This window comes from Sulfurimonas lithotrophica (assembly GCF_009258225.1).
In the GTDB taxonomy this organism is placed as follows: domain Bacteria; phylum Campylobacterota; class Campylobacteria; order Campylobacterales; family Sulfurimonadaceae; genus Sulfurimonas; species Sulfurimonas lithotrophica.
The window spans coordinates 1362952-1384571 of sequence record NZ_CP043617.1; the positions used below are offsets into that span (position 1 = coordinate 1362952).

At 32.9% G+C, this 21620-nt stretch carries 17 protein-coding genes; 12 read left to right on the forward strand and 5 right to left on the reverse strand.

All coding sequences use genetic code 11. The features are described 5' to 3' along the window. The first annotated feature begins 18 nt into the window (after window positions 1-18). The 11 genes from FJR48_RS06820 to FJR48_RS06870 all read left to right on the forward strand — a co-directional run bounded on the left by FJR48_RS06820 (window position 19) and on the right by FJR48_RS06870 (window position 14572). On the forward strand, window positions 19-1113 hold the full coding sequence (locus tag FJR48_RS06820) for a type IV pilus twitching motility protein PilT (protein WP_152307398.1): 1095 nt from the start codon (window positions 19-21) through the stop codon (window positions 1111-1113). A 164-nt stretch (window positions 1114-1277) separates the two neighbouring features. Continuing rightward, window positions 1278-3479 (forward strand): TonB-dependent receptor, encoded by a 2202-nt coding sequence (locus tag FJR48_RS06825; RefSeq protein WP_152307400.1) that lies wholly within the window; start codon window positions 1278-1280, stop codon window positions 3477-3479. Between the two features lie 16 nt (window positions 3480-3495). After that, entirely contained in the window at window positions 3496-3939 is a 444-nt protein-coding gene (gene exbB, locus FJR48_RS06830) for a TonB-system energizer ExbB (protein ID WP_152307401.1), read from the forward strand. Then, on the forward strand, window positions 3929-4312 hold the full coding sequence (locus FJR48_RS06835) for an ExbD/TolR family protein (RefSeq protein ID WP_152307402.1): 384 nt from the start codon (window positions 3929-3931) through the stop codon (window positions 4310-4312). Before exbB ends, FJR48_RS06835 begins: the two co-directional genes overlap by 11 nt. Before the next feature lie 4 nt (window positions 4313-4316). Then, the gene (locus FJR48_RS06840) at window positions 4317-4976 is read left to right on the forward strand and encodes a sulfite exporter TauE/SafE family protein (RefSeq protein ID WP_152307403.1); all 660 of its coding nucleotides are present in this window, start codon (window positions 4317-4319) and stop codon (window positions 4974-4976) included. Between the two features lie 12 nt (window positions 4977-4988). Continuing rightward, window positions 4989-7751, forward strand: a complete 2763-nt coding sequence (locus FJR48_RS06845; RefSeq protein WP_152307404.1) for a nitrous oxide reductase accessory protein NosL — start codon at window positions 4989-4991, stop codon at window positions 7749-7751. Beyond that, a complete protein-coding gene (locus FJR48_RS06850; protein WP_152307405.1) occupies window positions 7738-8718 on the forward strand; it encodes a 4Fe-4S binding protein in 981 nt (326 codons plus the stop codon). Before FJR48_RS06845 ends, FJR48_RS06850 begins: the two co-directional genes overlap by 14 nt. Beyond that, window positions 8711-9985 (forward strand): 2-hydroxyacyl-CoA dehydratase family protein, encoded by a 1275-nt coding sequence (locus FJR48_RS06855; protein WP_152307406.1) that lies wholly within the window; start codon window positions 8711-8713, stop codon window positions 9983-9985. Before FJR48_RS06850 ends, FJR48_RS06855 begins: the two co-directional genes overlap by 8 nt. Continuing rightward, window positions 9985-10794 (forward strand): acyl-CoA dehydratase activase, encoded by an 810-nt coding sequence (locus FJR48_RS06860; RefSeq protein WP_152307407.1) that lies wholly within the window; start codon window positions 9985-9987, stop codon window positions 10792-10794. Before FJR48_RS06855 ends, FJR48_RS06860 begins: the two co-directional genes overlap by 1 nt. A gap of 15 nt (window positions 10795-10809) precedes the next feature. Further along, window positions 10810-13881 carry an efflux RND transporter permease subunit gene (locus tag FJR48_RS06865; protein WP_241856027.1) on the forward strand — a complete coding sequence of 1024 codons (3072 nt, stop codon included), beginning with the start codon at window positions 10810-10812 and terminating at the stop codon, window positions 13879-13881. After that, window positions 13874-14572 carry an energy transducer TonB gene (locus FJR48_RS06870; RefSeq protein WP_152307409.1) on the forward strand — a complete coding sequence of 233 codons (699 nt, stop codon included), beginning with the start codon at window positions 13874-13876 and terminating at the stop codon, window positions 14570-14572. The genes FJR48_RS06865 and FJR48_RS06870 overlap by 8 nt, the downstream gene beginning before the upstream one ends. Here the strand turns inward: FJR48_RS06870 and FJR48_RS06875 are convergent. From FJR48_RS06875 to FJR48_RS06895, 5 genes are read right to left on the reverse strand one after another with little or no spacing between them, the layout of a single operon-like run. Then, window positions 14564-15589 carry an SAM-dependent methyltransferase gene (locus FJR48_RS06875; RefSeq protein ID WP_152307410.1) on the reverse strand — a complete coding sequence of 342 codons (1026 nt, stop codon included), beginning with the start codon at window positions 15587-15589 and terminating at the stop codon, window positions 14564-14566. The genes FJR48_RS06870 and FJR48_RS06875 overlap by 9 nt on opposite strands. 1 nt (window position 15590) lies before the next feature. Continuing rightward, a complete protein-coding gene (locus tag FJR48_RS06880; RefSeq protein WP_152307411.1) occupies window positions 15591-16832 on the reverse strand; it encodes a TolC family protein in 1242 nt (413 codons plus the stop codon). After that, window positions 16789-17970: an aspartate aminotransferase family protein gene (locus FJR48_RS06885; protein WP_188108557.1), complete on the reverse strand. Its 1182-nt coding sequence runs from the start codon at window positions 17968-17970 to the stop codon at window positions 16789-16791. The genes FJR48_RS06880 and FJR48_RS06885 overlap by 44 nt, the downstream gene beginning before the upstream one ends. Before the next feature lie 45 nt (window positions 17971-18015). After that, window positions 18016-19749: a molybdopterin-dependent oxidoreductase gene (locus FJR48_RS06890; protein ID WP_152307413.1), complete on the reverse strand. Its 1734-nt coding sequence runs from the start codon at window positions 19747-19749 to the stop codon at window positions 18016-18018. Further along, on the reverse strand, window positions 19742-20539 hold the full coding sequence (locus FJR48_RS06895; RefSeq protein WP_152307414.1) for an efflux RND transporter periplasmic adaptor subunit: 798 nt from the start codon (window positions 20537-20539) through the stop codon (window positions 19742-19744). Before FJR48_RS06895 ends, FJR48_RS06890 begins: the two co-directional genes overlap by 8 nt. A gap of 127 nt (window positions 20540-20666) precedes the next feature. On the opposite strand from FJR48_RS06895, the gene FJR48_RS06900 reads away from it, so the two are divergent. Beyond that, complete coding sequence (locus FJR48_RS06900; RefSeq protein ID WP_152307415.1) at window positions 20667-21611, forward strand: chemotaxis protein; 945 nt, start codon at window positions 20667-20669, stop codon at window positions 21609-21611. The last annotated feature ends 9 nt before the right edge of the window (window positions 21612-21620 follow it).

The following is a 21620-nucleotide window of genomic DNA, read 5'->3' on the forward strand; positions in this document are numbered from 1 at the left end:
AACTATCCAAGGATAAATATGTCTGAAGAACAAGCACAACCGGAAACTAAAACTATTGATGTCAGAAAACTATTAAAAAGTACGCTTGCACTAGGTTCATCCGACTTACACCTTGTTGTAGGAAGTGAACCTCAAATACGTATAGATAAAGAGTTGAAACCTCTAAAATTGCCTAAGCTTACATCTAAAGAGCTTGACAATATGGCAAACTCTCTTATTAAAGAAAAGCAGAAAAAAGAGTTTGAAGAAAATAACGAACTCGATTTTTCGTTTGAGATAGAAAATGTAGGACGTTTCCGTGCAAACTATTACAAAACTATAGGCGGAACAGCTTGTGCCTTTCGTATGATTCCTATCGAAATACCTACTCTTGACGACTTTGATTCACCACCCGTATTTAAAGAATTGGTAAAAAGAGAAAAAGGTCTCATCTTGGTTACCGGTCCTACTGGAAGCGGTAAATCAACTACATTGGCTTCAATGTTAAATGAGATTAATATGACTGAACGTAAGCATATTATAACCGTCGAGGATCCGGTTGAGTTTGTTCACAAAAACAATAAGTCTCTTTTTTCCCAACGTGATGTCGGCAGTAGTACAAAATCTTTTGCCGCAGCTTTAAAATATGCACTTAGACAAGACCCGGATATTATCCTAATCGGTGAGATGCGTGATGCCGAAACAATCGGTGCTGCACTTACCGCAGCCGAAACAGGTCACTTGGTATTTGGTACGCTTCATACAAACTCTGCTGCGGGTACCGTTAACCGTATTATAGATGTATTTGATTCTGAACAACAAAGTCAAATACGTGCTCAACTTGCTTCATCCCTAGTAGCTGTAATTTCCCAGTCTTTAATACCTAGAGTCGGAGGAGGTAAAGTTGCGACACAGGAGATAATGATTACAAATCCTGCAATTTCAAACTTAATTCGTGAAGATAAAGTTCACCAACTTTATTCACAGATGCAACTAAACCAAGCAGAAACATCTATGAAAACCCAGACCCAAGAGATAATGGAGCTTCTACACAAGAAAATTATAACAAAAGAGAATGCTATCAAAAACTCTAACAGACCGGAAGAACTGTTAAAAATAATAGACAATCTGTAAATCTTCTTTAATGTTTTGGGATTTTTCCTAAAACTAAATTAACGATTAATCTCCATTTGATGTTTTTTTATGTTTTTTGATATTTTAGTTGTTAACTTTATTTAACACTTTTGTAACACTTTAAAAATATACTTACATAAATATTTTAAAGTTTAGGAAAGTATATGAAAAAGATAACTGCTATATCTGTTGTATGTGCTATCGCCATAAGTACATACGCATCAGACTTAGGAACGATAAAAGTAGAGTCGTCAACTATTGATGATAAATTTGAAACAAAAAAAAGTGAAATCTCAAGTACTACAACCGTTAGCGGTGAGAAAGTTGACAAATCACATATTTCAAATATTCAACAAATTCTTCAATCAATTCCCGGTATTACAACCGAATCATCGACGGGTGACAGTTTAAAAATACACTTAAGAGGTGTAGAAAATCAAATGTATATGGGTGAAAAACCGGGTGTTGCAGTTGTAATCGACGGTGTACCTGTGTTTGAGAGAACCGGTAAAGTAAATATAGACCTTGATAATATTGAGAGTATAAAAGTTATAAAGGGTGGTGCTTCATATCTTTTTGGTGATGATGCATTATCGGGTGCTGTTATTATTACAACTAAAAGAGGGGCAAAATACAACCATAACTACGGTGCAGTTGAAGTGGGAAGCTACGGTTATAAAAAAGCAGTTGCCAGAACCGGATATGCAAACGATGATTTAAGCTTTCACGTTCAAGCAAGCCAAAGATCGTCTGATGGTTATCATGAAGATTCAGATTATGAGACAAGTTATCTAAACGGTAAACTTCAGTATTATATTGATGATTCTTCAGATATTAATGTAGGACTTGAATACTCAAAAAGAGAAAAAGACTCTCACGGTACTGTCGGAGGAGAGACACAAGCTAAAATCAACCCTGAGTCTATTTACACGGGTGACCAAGATAGCCGTGACTATACAAGAAAATACGATGTTGAACTAATGAAAGCCTTTTTAACGTATTCAAAAGACTTTGATTATGGAGCAAACCTTTTAGTAAATACTTACATTTATACCGACACTACTGAGTTTATGTCTTCTCCTCAGACTAAAGATTCCAGCGGTAATAACGATGCTACTCTTACAGATGATAATTATGTATATGATAATCACTACGAGCAAGTTCAAAAAGGTGTAAAAAGTGAGTATAGAGATTCGTTTAAAAACTCTGCAGCACTTCTAGGAGTTGATTTACGTGCGAATGAATACGAAAATAAAACCACATACAGAGCGGCACAAGCTTTAGTAATTTATGGCGGACCAATGGCAGGTGTATATCCTGATTATTATCAGCCGGGTGATTTTAAAAGTAATGATAAAACAGATGAAAACGTATATGCATTATACGGTGAATATAAATATGCATTTACGGATTCTATCAGTGCTACAACGAACTTAAGATACGACAAAATTAAACTTGACTATACTGATTCTGCTGCAAACAGCTTAAAAAAAGACTTTTCAGTTTATTCTTATAGAATTGGAATGAATTATCAAATGAGTCAAAATTCTACACTGTTTTTAAACTATTCAACAGGCTTTCGTGCACCTACTATCAGCCAGCTTTTTGCAGGTGACGTAAGTACGTGGGGCTCGACACAAAATAATCCAAACTTAGACCCTGAAGAATCTTTTAACTATGAGATAGGTGTTAGAGCACTCATGAATAATATAAAATACGAAGCTTCCGTATTTCAAATAGACAGAAAAGATTTTATTATGAAAACATCCGGAAACTATGGCGATACGGATACAAACGATATGTGGGATAATGTCGGTGGAGCTAGACATAGAGGATTTGAATTATCTGCTGTTGGTAATATAATAGATTCGCTATCGTTTAATATGGCATATACATACTTAAGAGCTAAGTACACAAACTATAGAAATTTCGGTATTACAATGGGTTCAGATGTTTATTTTCCTGTTTTTACACCTGCTCCTGTAATGACATACGATGCTACAGGAAATACAATCCCAAGAACTTCAAAACATAATGTTAACCTTATTATGAACTATCAAGTTTTAAAAGATCTTACTTTAATGGCTGAAGTAAATGCAAAAAGCAAATATTATGCGGACGATCTAAACAAAATAGAAATAGCAGGTCACGGCATACTTAATTTAATGGCTACATATAATAAAAAACTCGGCATGTTTGATACAAGCTTCTTTGTTAGAGCTGACAACGTATTTGATAAACAATATTATACTTCGGCAAGATCTAGTTCTGATAGAAACGAAGACGGTGTATTTAATGCTGAAGATTTATCAATTACGGTTAATCCGGGAAGAGTCTTAACGGCAGGGCTTGCTGCTAAGTTTTAATTAGAGAGTTATTGAGATGGATATTGAACTTTTAAAAAATCTTGTCGATTACGGTGTAATTGGGCTTTTAGGTCTTATGAGTTTTATTGCTTTATGGTTTTGGGTTGAAAGAGTTTTATTTTATAAAACTTTGGATATCTCAAAATACAATACAAAAGAAGCTTTAGAGATTGATGTTACAAACAATATTAACATCATCTCCACCTTTGGTTCAAATGCACCGTATATAGGTTTACTTGGAACAGTGTTTGGAATTATCATTACATTTTATGTAATGGGACAAAGCGGTGATTTGGATGCAAAGATGATTATGACTTCATTGGCACTTGCACTAAAAGCTACTGCTATGGGCTTACTAGTGGCAATTCCATCTATAATTTTTTATAACCATCTTAGCAGAAGAATAGAAGTAATACTTGCAAAATGGGATATCTATCAAAAGGAAAAACTTGCAAACTAAAAAGTTTGACTCTATAAACGTCGTACCTTTTATAGACATTATGTTGGTTCTTCTGGTAATCGTTTTGACGACTGCATCATTTGTGGCAAAAGGAATTATCCCCGTCGATTTGCCTGATTCTAAAAGTGCCGCTAAACAAGAAGATATAAAAAATCTTACTATTACTATCAAAAAAAACGGAGAGATTTTATTTGATAAAGAGAAGGTGTTAAAAAAAGATATTGAGAGTAAACTCTCTTCTTATAAAACAAAAACACCTATCCATATCAACTGTGATAAAGATGCGAAGTTTGATTTGTTTGTTGATTTATTGGATATTTTAAAATTAAAAAATTTTAAAAACCTTGGAATTATTACGCAAAAAGATAAGTAAACGAATGGAATATGCAACATTTTTTTCAATTTTCATAATTGGTCTCTCTTATGGGGCTACCGCATGTATGTTTTCCTGTATGCCTTTTTTAAGTCCGTTATTGGTAAAAAATTCAGGAAATTCCAAAGAAGCATTAAGTGTGATACTGCCTTTTAGTGCAGGAAGAATAGTCTCTTATACTTTTATAGCAATTATTGCATATTTAAGCTCGGCTTGGGTAAAACAGATGTTAAACAACAATACGCTATTTAGCTTTATTTTAGGAATAAGTACTATCGGTATGGGTTTATACTTACTATATAAAAGCTATAAGCCTTCATTCTCCTGCGGACATACTACATCAATAATAAAACAACCAAAACTAAATAAATTCGGTTTTTTTACTATCGGTGCAACGATGTCGATCAATCCGTGTGCACCTATAATGGCTCTTTTAGCCGTAGCTGCAAACAGCACTAATATATATAACACTATCGGTTTGGGAATTTTTTTCGGACTCGGGGCGGTTATATTTTCAATTTTATTTTACGGGTTTATAGTTTCTAAACTTATCAATGGTTTATTACAACAATTTAGTTCATATAAACTCATAGTGGAAAGAACGGCGGCACTTTTACTTATTGTAGTAGGTGTGCTTGTTCTAAACGGTATTTTAATACTTTAACAAAGGTAAAAAATGGTAAATTTTATAAAACGCGACAAAGACGATATTTATGCAAAGCCTATATTAGGCTTTTTTTTTAAAAATCAAAAATTTTTACTAACACTTAAATTAGTTGTCTTATTTATATTTTTATATGCAATATACTACGGATTTGCATATACGGGCAAAGATAATAATTTTACATATGCAGTATTTTGGGGAATATTTTGGTCTTTATTTATGGTCATAACCCTTCCGACTTTGGGTCGTATATTTTGCGGTATTTGTCCACACGGTTTTATGGGAAAATATATCACTAAATTCGGTTTAAAAAAGACGATGCCAAAGTGGATGCAAAACCGCTATATAGGAATACTACTGCTTGTTATAGGATGGTGGGGCATCTACTATATGTTTCCAAACCTTTACAGAACACCGCTAGGAACAGCTACTCTTTTTACGGTTATGACTTTAATATCTTTTGTAGTATATTTTTTATATAAAGATATGAGCTATTGTAAATACATTTGTCCAATTGGAACCTTGACACGTGCATATTCCAAACTCTCCTTTACATGGCTTGGCACATACAAAAGTGCCTGCACGGATTGTAAAACTTTTGAATGTGCTACGGCTTGTCCGTACAACTTAAAACCTTTTACATTTGATAACAGAAATTCTATGACGGATTGTACCTTGTGTATGGATTGTTCAGCTGCTTGTGAGGCTATAAGCTTTAAAACTAAGAAACCATCTTTTTCACTCTTTTCTAAATTTCAAACTCTAAAAGCTGAAGTATGGGCATTTATTTTAATTTTGGCATCTATTCCAATTACAATGTCGTTTCATCACGGAATCGGAAGAAGTAATGCCGCTAACGATATGATTTGGTCAAAAACAGCCGAGTTTTTAAAAAATTATATAAGTTTTGGTTCTGTAGATGCGGTAGGTCTGTTTGCCTTTCTTTATGCTCTTGTTTTTACGATAATAGCTGCACTAATCGGTATGTTTATAGCTTCTAAAATTTTACAAAAAGATTTTAAAAAAATATTTTACGATCTTGGATATTCATATGCACCTTTATTTATTTTAGGCTCAATCGCACACTCTTTAGAGACTTTTTTTATGCGTGGTTATGAACGTATAGTCGAGGGCTTTGCACAGGCTTTTGGTTTTAACGTAGATGTAGCATCTCTTGCGAATAGAGGTGATAGTTGGTTACATATGTTTGGTATTTTAAAATGGGTAGCTATAGCATGGGCACTTATAATACTTTACAAAAGAATGAAACTATTGGATGCAAATAAAACACGCAAGATTTTAGCCTATCCTTTTGCCGCATCTTTGATTATATTTTTTCTTAGCGTTAACCTATACAGAGGATATATTATAGACACATACGGTAGAGCTTCAGGCGGTCATGGCGGTCATTCAAATCATGGCGGAGCAATGTTTCAGAGTGTATCTAAAGATAAAGCTATTATTTTACAATCAGGTAATGATAAACACTTATGTAGCAACTGTTCTATGAATCTAGCAAAATTTTACAAGACAAACCATGCTGCACATTTAAAAGATAAAACAAAACAGTACTGTTCTATACACTGTTTGAGTGAAGCTAAATATATCAAAAAAATGCCGCTTGAAAATTTAAAGGTAGTCAATGTTTCAAGCCTTAAATTCATAGATGCTACAAAAGCGTTTTATGTAGTCGGCAGTAAGAAAAAAGCAACTATGAGTGAAGTAAGCAAGTATGCATTTGCTTTAAAAGCAGATGCTATGAACTTTGTCAAAAGATATAAAGGGAGAGTTGTAAATTTCGAAGAAGCCCAAAAAATTGCTATGAGAGACTTTGATTCACCGGCAAAAGATATGGCTAAACAACCTTCATTTTCCAGTGTAGTATATTTTAGCGACAAAAATCCGATTCCTAAAAAAGCAAAAGGCTCCCACGGCGGACACTCTCACGGTGGATGGGGCAAAGTTCCAAGTAAAAAGGTATGGCCTTTATTTGAAGACGAATCAAACAAGCTGAACTGTTTTGATGACATTAAAGCTGAGTTATACCTTCTAGATGCAAACCTTAGTACGTCAAAATTAAAACAATCAAGAGACAGAGGATGTAAAAGCGTAAGTTTTCAGATGCCTGAAAACGGATACTACAATCTATTTTACGTGGATAGAAATATTGATAATAAAACTCTATATATTACAACAAGCAAATATGAATATATGAGATTTAACCACAGTAACGATGCAGTATATGATAATGAAAAAATGGCAGCCCATAGCATAAAAGAAGTACCTTTTGATATTTTAAGATTAAGAGAAGAAGGTGAGACATTTTATCATCGCCTCTATTCTGGCGAAAAAATAAGATTTAAAGTATTACTTGACTCAAAAGAGATTAAAGGGGCAAATATAACTTTATCTACAAAAACAGGCTGGTCAAAAACTATAAAAACAGACGAAAACGGAGTTGCAGTTTTTACACTGATTCAAGATTATTTTCCTGATTGGAATAAATTTGACAGAAGACATCAAAACAAGTTTTTAATAACTGCAACATATACAAAAGATGCCAAAGGTGAATACGAATATGAAGATTACGAAAATATAAAATATACATCTACATATTCAAGTATTTATTATCCCGGTGACAGTTCATATAAGTCCTATGCTTACGGTTTATTAGCGGCAATATTTACTATGATTTTAAGCGGATTTATTATTTACATCTATAGAAAAAGAAGAGAACAACCCTTTAAAGAGGTAAAATTTAATGAAAAAAATTAGAGACTTCATAAACAAAGCAGACATAAAAAAGTTTCGTTTTTGGTTACAACTATTTTTCTTTGTCATCTTTATATACGGCGGATACTTTGCTATTAATTTAGGAAATTCAATACCGGTATTTTCATGCGGTTACGATAGAGAAGTCGGTGGAATGTGTTATTTTCTACCGCTTCAACACCAATTGGCGAGACCTCTGGATGTACTCTTTAGCGTTGCCAGCATCTCGGTTCTTATTGGGTTTATAACATTTTTACTATGGTTTATCGTATTTAACAAAGCTTGGTGTGGATATGCCTGTCCGCTTGGTACTATGCAAGACTGGCTGACAGGACTTAGAAAAAAACTCGGCATCAGATACAGCACATATACACAGCCTCAATTTGATAAGTTAAAAAAGATAAAGTATATTATGCTTGCCATCGTTATTTTATCTCCTATCGCAGTTGGAATGGGTCTTCTTGGGGGTGAATGGAGGACGGCATTTTGTAGCATCTGTCCGGGAAGAATGATAACACCTTTATTTGTAGGAGATACATCTCAATGGGCACTTGATTTTTCTACTAAAAGTGCGATGATTTTAACTTCCTTGGGTCTAATTTTTACAGGTTTATTCGTAGTCGGTTCATTTATCAAAAAACGCTTTTTTTGTTTCTTTTGCCCGATGAGTGCAATGCATTATATTTTTAGCGATGCAGCACTTTTAAAACTAAAAAAAGACGGTGATAAATGTACAAAATGCGGTGATTGCTACAATGTTTGCGATATGCAGATAAAAGATATTGCAGATGATGTTAAAAGCACAAATATTTTAAGAGATGACTGCATTATGTGCTTAAAATGCGTAGCAGCTTGCCCTGAAGACGATGCTTTGCATGTGGATCTTGTAAATTATCCTATTTTTAAATCAACAAAAGGCGGGTTTGTTAAAAGAATGGAAATACAAGAGCTGGAGAAAAAAAATGACTAAAAGAGCCGGACACAAAATAGAGACTCCTAAAGAGAAACAAAATCGTCATAAAGCGATGGAAGCCATAACGGTACTTGAAAAGATAAAACATGAGTTTAAAAAGCCTCCAGAAGCAATGGAATATTTTTATGATTTGTATGAGAGTGTACATTGCAAACACGAACCTTTACATAAAGATAAAGTAAAAGTCGGAACTATGTGCATCCAAGTACCATCCGAAATAGTTTATGCACTGGATGCAGTACCTATTAGGATGTGTAACGGTTTTTATACAGACGATGAGATAGGAAGCGACTTATTACCTTCAAAATCATGTCCACTCGTAAAAGCTACCGTAGGACTTTTTGCATCCGATAATTTTTCCGATAAACCGGATGTTGTAGTATCTCCTACTACCTGTGACCAAAAAGCAAAATCGGGCGCTATTATAGAAGATATGGGCTATAGCATCTTCGATATGGAATTTCCAAGAACAAAAGAGAGTGAAGAAAGCCGTGAATACTGGAGACGCAGTGTAAGAAAATTTACAAAAGAGTTATCAAATGATTTGGGAAAAAAGATTACTAAAAAAGCTTTAAGAGAATCTATCAAAAAGGTAGGTTTGGCACAGCATCTGTACCATAAACTAAATATCTTACGAAAAAATGAAAATTCTCCAATTTTGGGGCTTGATATGTTTTTAGTTACAAATGCTTTTTTCTTTGACAAAATAGACAACTGGATTAATGCGGTGGATACACTGGTAAAAGAGTGTGAACAAAGGGTTAAGGATGAGTTTAACGCCGCACATAAAAGAAGTCCGAGAATCGTATATACGGGTTCACCTCCGATATTTCCAAATCTAAAAATTCCTTTAATTATAGAACAATCAGATGCAATAATAGTTGCAGATGAGACTTGCTCGTCCAACAGAATGTTTAACGACATGGTAAGTGTAGATGAGTGGTTTGTAAACGATATGATAGACGGTGTCGCAGATAGATATTTAAAAGGTTGCACCTGCCCTATCTTTACAAAAAATGATGACAGAAAAAGAAGAATACTGGACTTGGTAAAAGAATATAACGCCGACGGTGTAGTGTATCAGGCATTTGCAGGTTGTCAAGTTTACGAGATGGAACAAAGATCGGTTTTAGAGGCTATGGAAAAAGAAGGGATACCGATAATTTATCTTGAAAGTGACTATTCTCCAAGTCATCTTGGACAATTAACAACAAGGATAGAAGCTTTTATAGAGTCTCTTAAAAATAGAAGAAGGAAAAAGTAATGCAGTATTTTGCAGGAATAGATATAGGCTCGACAGCCATAAAAATCGCACTCGTAGATGAAAATAAAAATCTTGTAGCACATAAAATAAGTGCAAGCGGAAGTATGTTTTATAAATATGCAAAACAAAGTTTAAGTGAACTTTTACGTGAATATAATATTGATGAAAGTGATTTAGTATATACGGTTGCTACGGGCTATGGCAGGAAACTTTTTAAAGAAGCAGATGAAAACATAAGTGAAATTACGGCAAATGCACTTGGAGCGAGGGCTGCTGCAAAAGATAAATGTGAGATAAAGACCATTATTAATATAGGCGGGCAAGATTCTAAAGCGATTTCACTCGATAGCGAGGGAAATGTGGTAAATTTTGCTATGAATGACAGATGTGCGGCAGGAACAGGGAAATTTTTAGACGTAGTAGCGATGAACTTAGAGCTTGAAGTCGATGAATTAGGAGAATACCATTTTAAATCAAAGGGAACTCCTTTAGCTATTAACAGTACCTGTGCCGTATTTGCAGAATCCGAAATAATAGGTCTTCTTGGAAACGATAATTCCGTCGAAGACATAGTTGCCGGGGTACATTACTCTATAGCAAAAAGAATTATCAAACTTGTAAAGAGAGTCGGTATAAAAGAAAATATCTATTTTGACGGTGGACCTGCTCTTAATGAAGGTTTGGTTAATGCGATTGAAAATGAGCTCGGAAAAGAGATATTTATACCTGAATTTCCACAAATAACTACTTCGTACGGAGCGGCTATTTTAGCACACGAATCTTATGAATATGAAAATAAAGCGAGATAATTAATGTTTAACAAGGTGCTTAAATTTTTTATTGAAAACTATAAAATAAATTATACGTTATTTTTTCTAATTTTTGCACTTGGAATATATGCATACAACCATATACCAAAAGAGATATCCCCTACGATTGAACCAAATTCTGTATCTATAAGAGGCTCTTACAACGGGGCTTCGGTTGATACTCTTAATACAATGGCCGTTCAAGAGATAGAAGATGAAGTAAAAAATATAATCGGTGTGGATAATATAACATCCGTTATTTCTCCGGGTAGATTTACCGTAATACTTGAACTGCAAAAAGGTGTAAACAAAACAAACTTTGTAAGAGACGTTGAAGATGCGCTGGCACTTATAAGACAAAATTTACCAAGTGATATGGATGATCCGGTAATTAGAGGAGTACCACATTCAAGAAGCATCATGCATGTATCTATGTTATCTTCCGAAGTACCAAGAAGTGAGCTAAAAAAGTTATCCAAAAAATTTAAAAGCAGACTTCTTTCCATAAAAGATGTATCTGATGTCACTATATTCGGAGACTCCGATCTTTTTTATGAAGTATTGATAGATGAAAAAAAAGTAAATGCTTATAATCTGTCTTTAGACGATACCGTAAGAATATTTTCTGAAATCTCCTATATATTTCCTTTGGGAATGATAGACAATGCCAAAGAACAATACTATATATCTTTACAAAACGATAAAAAAATTTCCGAACAGTTTGAAAATACGATTATTAATATTAACGACCAACAGATTGCCATAAAAGATATTGCAAAAGTAAAAAAACGTTATGAAGATTCATCAACTCTTGCGAGCATGAACGGAAGCAATTCTATAACACTTGCAGTATCTCAAAATCCAAAAGGCGATGCTATTTTAATAGCAAAAAAAATTAAAAAACTTATCTCTGATATGAGTATTAAAGGTGTTGAATTTAATATAAGAATGGATAAATCCACAGTTATAAAAGACAGACTTAACATTGTAATATCAAATATCTTATTTGGCATTATTTTAATAACACTTTTAACGGCTATACTGATAAATATACGCATAGCTTTTATAATAGCGTTAGGAATACCTACTTCATTTGTAATAGGTGCTATATATTTTTACTTTACGGGACATAGCATCAATGTAAACTCACTTATAGGTGTACTAATTGCTATAGGTATCATAGTTGACGATGCTATAGTGGTAAGTGAAAATATACAACAATATATTGAAAAAGGCCATTCTGCAAAAGAAGCTGCATATTTAGGTACAAAAGAGGTGGCAAAACCGGTAACCATAGCATCTTTGACTACCCTATTTTCATTTATTCCCTTACTGATGCTAAGTGGAAAACTCGGCGAGATAATACAGCTTATCCCTATTGCATTTTCCGCTTTGGTAATTGCTTCGCTGATAGAATCATTTATATTTTTACCTATTCATGCCACGCATACTCTCTCTGTAAATTCAAAAACACTCTCATGGGAGAAGGTAAATCTACTATATGCTAAAGCCTTAAAACAAATCGTAAAATATCAAAAAAGTTTTTTACTTATTTTTTTGATAATAGTACCCGCATTAATTTTTTACGGTATAAAAAGTTCAAAGTTTCAAATGTTCAAACCTTTTGATACTACGTCTATAAATATTACATTTAAAGCAAATCCTACAACTACACTTGAAGAATCTTTAAAGATTGTACAAACTTTAGAGAAAAACATTTTAGAAAATAAAGATAGATTTTTTGTAAAACACGTCAGTTCTACGGCAGGTTATAGAAGAAGTGCTACAGGCTCAGCTGAGATGTATCCATATGTCGGATATATATCTATAGAACTTCAAAAAATGAAGCCTATGAACTTTGTCGATAAATTTATAACACCATATCTAAGTTTTTATTATGATCCAAAAGGGAGAATTAGAGACAAATCTTCACAAGATATTTCTCAAGATTTAAGAACTTGGCTAAAAGAGCAAGGCTATAAAAAAAGATTTAAACTTAGTAACCTGATGGTAGTTGAGAATAAAATGGGAAATACTAAAGCCGACATTAGAATAGGTATTGTAAGCGATGACTATAAAAAGGCACTAAAAGCAATCAATGATATTGAAGAAGCTTTTTCAAAGATAAAGGGTATTAAATATTACGGAGATAATGTAAAACTCGGCATCGATGAAGTTAAGCTAAAAGTAAATAGTTACGGTGAAGCTCTCGGTGTTACGGAAAAATATGTAGGAAACTATATATCTCAACTATATTTATCAAAAAAAATCGGAACAATCTATGACAATAATGAACTAGTAGATGTAAAAATAAAATCCGTCAACTTTAGTAATGATTTGGAGAGTTTTAAATCTTTGCAAATCCCTTTAAAAAATAAAACATATGTCAGATTAAAAGATATATGTGAATTTAAAAAAGTACAATCATTAGAAAAACTTGTAAAAGATGACGGAAAAATAAATTTTTATGTTTTTGCAAACGTAGATCCGTCTGTTATAACTCCCGGTGAAGTAGTTGATGAAATAATTCCAATAACAAACAGACTAGAAAAAGAAGGACTTAAAATAAAGTTTAAAGGTGAAAAGGAACAAACAAAAACATTGCAAACCGAAATGGTACTGGCATCTGTTCTAGCTATTATTTTGATATTTATCTCAATACTTTATCTATTTAATTCTCTTAGGGAGACACTAATTGTTATGTCTGTTATACCATTTTCTTTGCTTGGTGTATTTATAGGTCATTATCTTATGGGGCTTAATATATCACTGCCATCTTTGATAGGTGCACTGGGACTTGCAGGAGTTATTGTAAATGATGGAATTATAATGATGGCAACACTCAATAAAGCAACAGATAAAAACAATATATATACACTTGCTGCAAGAAGATTCAGACCAATCATTCTTACCTCAGTTACGACTATAATAGGTTTATCTTCATTGATATTTTTTGCAACTGCAGAGGCTGTATCTTTTCAACCACTTGCAGTTACTTTAGGTTTTGGTTTACTATGGGGTACTATTTTAAACCTGTTTTACCTGCCTACAATGTATAATTTTTTAAAGAGTTTCAGCCATGAATAGATACTTTTCATCTTTTGTAATCAGTCTTTTTGTTTATGTTAGTTTATTTGCCGGTGCAGTAGTTTTTTTTAACAAAAACGATACTTTTTCCGATAAAGAGATAAAAAAACCTAATGTTGTCACTGTATGCATGGTAGCCCCTCAACCAAAGCTTATAAAAGAGCCTATTAAAAAGAAGATAGTAAAAAAGAAAAAAGTTGTAAAAAAGAAAAAACCTATCAAGAAAAAAATAATAAAAAAAGAGTTACCTAAACCTTCACAATCTTTGAAAAAAGAAGAAATTATTAAAGAAAAAATCGTCAAAGAAGAAGTTGTAAAAGAACAGGTAGCTATGGAACAACCCGAAATAAAAAAAACTCAACAAGTAGTTGCAAAAGAAAAACCATATATAAATCCGGATGAAATAAAAGCGAAACAAAATCTATTTTTTACAGAACTTAGAAATAAAATCAATAAAAACAAATCATATCCAAGACGTGCAAGAAGAAGAGGGATAGAGGGTAATGTAGAAGTTAAATTTTTTCTACAAAGTGATGGAAGTGTAAAAAGTATCGAGTTTGTATCAGGTAAAAATATCTTTAAAAAATCAGTAATAGAAGCTATAGAAAACAGCTTTCCGGTTGAAGTAGATAAAACACTATTTAGCTTTCCAAAAGAGTTTAAAATATCTATAGAATATATATTAAGTTGATTTGTCTTTTCGAAACCTTATCATCTTAAACCTTTCGCCTAAGAAGTTGGGCATTATAAGCATTTTTGCTTTTTCCAACTCTTGTTTATAGATTTTTTCATCTACATTTTCTTTTAACATTTCAAGTAAATCAAGTATTCCCATATCGACAAGTGCTACCATCTGCGCTTTGAATTCTATAAACTTTATACCTGCTTCCTCATATGCATCTTTGACATGCTCAAAAGTTACATCATAAGTTATATCTGTAGTACCAAAAAGCTCAGCTCTGTTTATTTGCTTACCGTTTTCATCCTCTTTTTGAAAAAAAGGTATAACATCATGTTTTTTATATACACGAAGTGAAAAGTCCGGACGTGCCTGCATCTCGCCATAATCAAAGCTCATAAACTCAAACTTATCACAAGTTGCTTGCATCTCTTTTGCAAACTCTTCATAACCTAGAGCTATTTCACCGCGGTCTTTATGATATTTTTTAGCTTTGTTATCTACCCATTTGTTATCTACATCAAACTCTACATTATGATTATCTTCAACTCTGGCAGTTTTACCTTTATAGTAAAGTTCACAAGGAAACGCATCAAATATCTCATTTGCTATAAAAAAAGCATTTTCACACTTTAACTCACTTAAGGATTTGTAATGTGTTAGATGCACGGCATCTGAAAAGCTTTCTTGGAAGTAGTTGCGTTGAAATTCCTGTAATTTATCAAAACGCTCTATTATTACGAACTTTAGACTCTTTAAAAGTTCAGGACGAAGTGTATATATAAACTGTACTACATCCGCTAAAAAATAACCGTGATGTGCACCAATCTCACATATTACTGCATCTTTATTCAAAAATCCTTCATCTATTAAAGAGATAATATGTTTTGCTATGCTACCTCCGAAAAAACGACTTGTACTTACAGCAGTGTAAAAATCTCCCTCTTTCCCTATTTGTTTATAAGATGCATAGTAGCCATTTTTACCATATAACCATTCGGTCATATATTCACTAAATTTTTTATCCATTTTAATCTTTTTTATACATCTCGTATAGAGTCAATAATTCTAACTGTTTGTCTATCTCATATATCTTAAAATCTATACCTGCTATCTCATAAGAATTTCTTAGTAAATCTACATCATATTCTGTTTTATAACCCGCAGCAAACAATTCTTTAGTTTCATCAAGAAGCTTTTCGTATATATCTTTGTTTTCTATACTTAGTTGTTTTTTCTTCTCTAAGTTATCTATATTTTGCATAACTTGGTCATATATAGCACTAAGTTCACGTTTTTTATCTTCTATGACAACTTTAGATTTTAAATACTCTATGCGTGATGAAGATATATCGTCAAAAGTATTTATATCAAGTGGAATACTAGCCGTAACACCGTAATTGTATGACGTATTTTCAGCTTTATCGAAACTACCCAGTATTTTTGTTTCCGCCTGCCATGTATATCCGGCATTAAAACTTATTTTAGGAAGATATTTTGCAGTTGTTACGTCTTTGAAATAGTTATTTTTTTCTATCTCGCTTTCATTCATCTTTAAAACTATATTATTAGATAAAAAGTTTTTTTTATCCAACAAATCAAGTCTAGGTATGGCAGCTTGTTTGTAATCCATATCGCTTAAGGCTTCAAACTTTGAGATTAAACGCTCTTTATTTGTTTCTATATCATATAAAGCTTGAATAACCAGGTTTCTATCGATTATTGCATTATCTAAAAAGCTGGAATCTAGTTGACCGTTTAAGTATTGTTCTTTTTTTTGTTCGAGTGCAATTTCTGCATTTTTTATTTGAAGGTTTTGACGCTCAATTTTTAAATCTATCTGCTTTATCTGCATAAGTATAGATATAGTATCTTTTACAAGTTTGCGTTTTGTAACATCAACGGATAAGTCGGCATATTTTCCACTGGCTTCTGCATACTTGATGCCGTAGTAGATTCCACCGCTTTGAAAAACAGTCTGACTCCATGAAATTGATGCACTCTCTTGATCCCATTCACTCTCTTTAGCTGCCGTAGTACCTATAGCTTCTGAATCCTGTTTGTTTTTTGAGAAAGTGTAACTCAATGAAAAAGGAGAGATCCAAGAGTCACGAAGTTTTGAACTCTCGGCTTCATTTTTTTCATAAGTATAGTCAAATTGTTTTTGCTTAGAGTCACTTATATATCCCTCTAACGACTCACTAGAGTTTTCATCTGCATAAGATATACTAGATAGAGCTAAGAGCGTTATCCAAAGATTTAAAACCTTCATCAATTTCCTCTTTTGTAATTGTAAGCGGAGGTAAAAATCTTAAAGTATTTCTACCCGCTCTTAGGACCATAACTCCATTTTCTCTTGCGGAGTTTATAATAGCCGCTAAAGTATCTGCATCTTTTACTCGTAATCCGCACATCATCCCTATGCCTACCTTTTGGGTAAATAGGTTTGTATATTTTTTATATATTTTCTCAACGGCTTTATTAAAAAGCAATGTATTAATCTCTAAATCACCGCTTTTTTTATAATCGTTTAAAATATCAATAACCGTACAAGCAGCACTAGAACTTAAATAGTTACCGCCAAATGTAGAACCGTGATCGCCTGCACCCATAACACCTTTTAGGTTTGTCATAACTACACCTATAGGTACACCGCCTCCAAGACCTTTTGCTAAAGTTATAATATCAGGCTCAATTTCATAAAGATTTGAAGCTAAAAACTCTCCCGTTCTGTAAATACCTGTTTGTACTTCATCAACTATCAAAAGTACACCTTTTTCTTTAAGCATCTTTGCCAGTGCTTTGACTTCATCTTTATCTTGAGGCTGAACACCGCCCTCGCCTTGAACAAGTTCTATCATTACCGCACAAGTATGATCATCTATCAAACTCTCTACATGATTCATATCATCGGCATATACAAAACCATCGGGAAAAGGTCCAAAATAGTTATGCATTGCTTCTTGTCCTGTAGCTTTTACGGTAGTTATCGTTCTTCCGTGAAATGATTGTTTAAGCGTTATAACTTTATATCTTTTTATCTTACCGTCACGTTCACCCCATTTTCGTGCTATTTTTAAAGCACCTTCATTTGCCTCAGCTCCACTGTTACCAAAGAAACACTGCATATCATATCCGCTCGTCTCAACAATTTTTTGTGCAGCTTTTGCTTGAGGTGCGATATTATATAAGTTTGATATATGCGTAATATTTGATATCTGCTCTGTTATTGCGGTATTTAAAAGCTCATTTGCGTGACCGACACTGCATACACCTATACCCGATGTGAAATCTATATATTTTTTCCCGTTTACATCTTTAAGTGTTGCATTTTTACCGCTTACAAACTCGACATCTGCACGTGCATACGTCGGAAGTACATATTTTTTATCTAAATCTTGCGTATTCATTATTAGCCTAATATTATTTTTTAAATTAGATTATATCTAAAATAATCAAATAGATTTTACAACAACCATCTCCTCTTGAAAGATAGCGTTTTTACCTTCATAACTGTGCAAAGAGCTTGTAAGATTATTTACACCTTTAGTACCGCTGTATATAAGGACACAATCATTTCGCAAGTCATTATTTATTTTTACTTTTAACTTAACATTGCCTACCGAGGACTCTATTTCTACCAAGTCGCCTTCTGCAAAACCAAGTGAACTATTTAAATAAACATTTTCTTCCCTGTTAAATTGTGAATTTAAACTTTTAGGACTTTTTGAAGTGATTAAAAACAGTTTCTCCTCTTTATAGTCGTGAACTTCAAATTCATCTAAAAAAACAAATTCATTATCATCTGTATCAAAACCTTCTTTGTACGGGATGTCTTCCCTGTTTTCAACATAAAAAGCACCGTCTATATTTTGAACGGAAAAATTTTTAAAATGTTTTATATAATCATCTTCACTTTTAATCTCAATTCCAAATTCTTTACATAAAAATTTGCTCAAATCGTATTCGCTTATACCTATGTCCGTATCTTTTTGCTTATGCATACTTATCATTGCATTATGTGAATATGATGTACGAATATCGTTTTTATATAAAAAACTTTTTGCCGGTATAACTAAAGAAGCCGCTTCACTTGTTTCATTTTCATATAAACCAAAATAGACGACGTTTTCAACCTTTGAAATATCAGATACAACTCTTGAAGAATTTGGCATTTGAGAGAGTGGATTTGCACCTTGGATAAAAACTGTTTTAAAGTCGGAAAATTTAGTATCTACTTTTGATACTCTTTTTGCTTTTGTATTAAAAGGTGACTCTATAGCTTCTTTTGAGTTACCCAGATATGCTACTCCACTCCCCTCTTTGCCAAAAAGACCTAAATTAGTTGCAAAGGCATCTATTGCACGTATAACTTCAGAACCGTTTCTGTATTTTTGAACTCCAATCCCACAAACTATAGCTACTTTTTTACCTTTAACCATGGCGAGTATATCGCCTATATCACCAAGAGTTACACCTATTTTATCAAGTACTGCTTTAATACGTATATTTTGAGTAAGCTCATAAAAGTCTTCCGCTTCACTTGCATACTCTTCTAAAAACTGCTCGTCACAACCGTGTTCAATATGTAAAAAACGACTAAGCAACATTGCCAGTTCTAAATCACCGCGCGGTTGAATTTGTATATATAAATCCGATATCTTTGCAGCCTTTGTTTTTACAGGGTCTATAACGACTATCTGCTTGTCTTTTAAAAGCGGTAAAAGATGTGATGAAGTAGTATGCGGGTTTCTACCCCATAAAATTACAACTTCTGATTTTGCTATTTGTGAAAGCGGCATATTTTTATTTGAACCGCGACCTTCAATTATTCCTGCTTCACCTGCACCGTCACATAAACTGCCTTCTGTAAGTGTAGCACCGTAAGATGCAAAGAAATGGTCAGTCACTCCTTGCATTAGAGCAAAATTACCGGACCCTCTATAATGTAAAATTTCATTTTTTTCACCCAATTCAATAAGCTCTTTTAATTTTAAAAGAGCTTCATCCATACTAATTTCAACACCTTTATATCTTGGGCTTTGTATCTGCTGGTTTTTTTCGTAATGGTTAAGATGCGGACATAAAAATCCTCTTGTATGCCCTGATTTTTTAGCTTTAATTTTATGATCTTCATATATTATTTCACAAGCATCATAACAATCAAGAGGACAAGCTGTATTATTCATCTTTTAGCTCAACCTTAACAAGGTTTGAGAAAACTTTTGGAGATTTTATAATAATTTGAGCCATATATTTAGATATGTTTTTTGAGTCGGCTATATTTACAACTCTACTGATTTTATACTTTGTTTTTTCTCCATCAAGATAGATAGTTTTTTTGCTTGCATCGTCTAAGTCGTCTCTGTTTAAATATATAGTTAATTTTGCTTTTGATATATCGGCTACTTTTGCCAAAGGAGTTGAAAGATTTACGACTTGTCCCGGTTTAACATTTAGTTCATAAAGTATAAAACCTTCGGCTTTTAAATTTTTATCATTTATACTTCGATTTAAAACTGCATATCTTAGCTTTAAATCCGTAATCTGAACTTTTAAATTCTGAATCTCTTTTTTTGTACTTAACAACTGGTTTTCACTACTGATTAAGTCATAATATTCCCTGTCTTTTTCAATTTGGGACTTTATTTTAAGTTTTTCTACTCTATCGTAGTTTTTTCTTTTTCTAACGAGTGAACTATCAAGGTTTTTTACTATTTCCTCGTTAGTCTCAACCGTATTTCTTAAATACTCAAGTTTGTCTTTTATATAATTTAATTCTTTTGTATCTAATTCCGAATCAATTTCTATATATGCTTCGTCTAAGAGCAATGTACCTAAATTTTTTTCATCGGCACTAATAACTAAACCTGATACGTTTGAGCTTATCTCTCTAATCTCTATAGGTTCTACTTTTGCATAATATTCACTAGCGAAAATTATTGAAAAACTAAAAAATAAAATAGCTATTAATTTCATTTATAACCCTGTCTAATTCAAATTTTAAAGCTATTTTACCATTTCATTATTAATATAATTTCATATTCATCTTTATTTCATTTATTTTTCGCTATGATTTAACAATAAATAGATAAAGGGAATTCGTATGTCTATACTAGAAAATGTAGATGCTGCAACAAATCTCGCAAAGAACAATGAACTTCAACTATTAGTTTTTAGAATAAGTGAAAGTCAAGAGTCTGCTTTTTATGCAATTAATGTTTTTAAGACAAGGGAAGTAGTTGAGGCAAAAAACCATTTTTTGACTCAAATACCTTCATCACATCCTCTTCTTGAAGGTACGATTACCTTACGCGGATTACAGATACCTATATTAAATCTTCCTGCTTGGCTGGATGTAAACCTTTCTAAAGAATCTGTACAAAAATCTAATATACTTATTTGTGATTTTAACGGTGTAATTATAGGTCTTAGAATTATGTCTGCATACAGAGTAGTTAAGAAAAACTGGAATGAGATGCATGCCCCAGACAGTTACCGCCAAGAAGGCGGTGTCGTAATGAATCATACACGTCTTGAAGACGGCTCACTTTGTTTAATTTTAGATTATGAAAAACTTTTATCGGACGTAATACCTCAAGCTATGGTTGATGTATTTGAATCACCTGGCAATCTTAAAGATTTAGATATCCCTGCCAAATTAAAAGCAGGTACCGTTTTAATAGCAGAAGACTCTAAAACGGCTCAGAGACACCTTATTCAAATATTTAAAAACTCAAATATAGATATGAAACTCTTTGAAAACGGAAAACTTTTAATAGATTACATTAAAAAAATGTCTGATCCTTCTCTGATACCGGCAATAATTACCGATATTGAGATGCCGGAGATGAGTGGATTTACCGTTATTCAAGAGTTGCATAAAAATCCTCTGACAAAAAATATCCCTATAATCGTAAACTCATCCATGACTGGTGATAATAATAAAAGAGAAGCTGAGTCATTAGGTGCTAACGGATTTATAGATAAGACTAAAAGTCATAATATTATCCCGTTAATTGTGGATGTTATGAATAGAGTAAAAAAATAAAACTCTCTT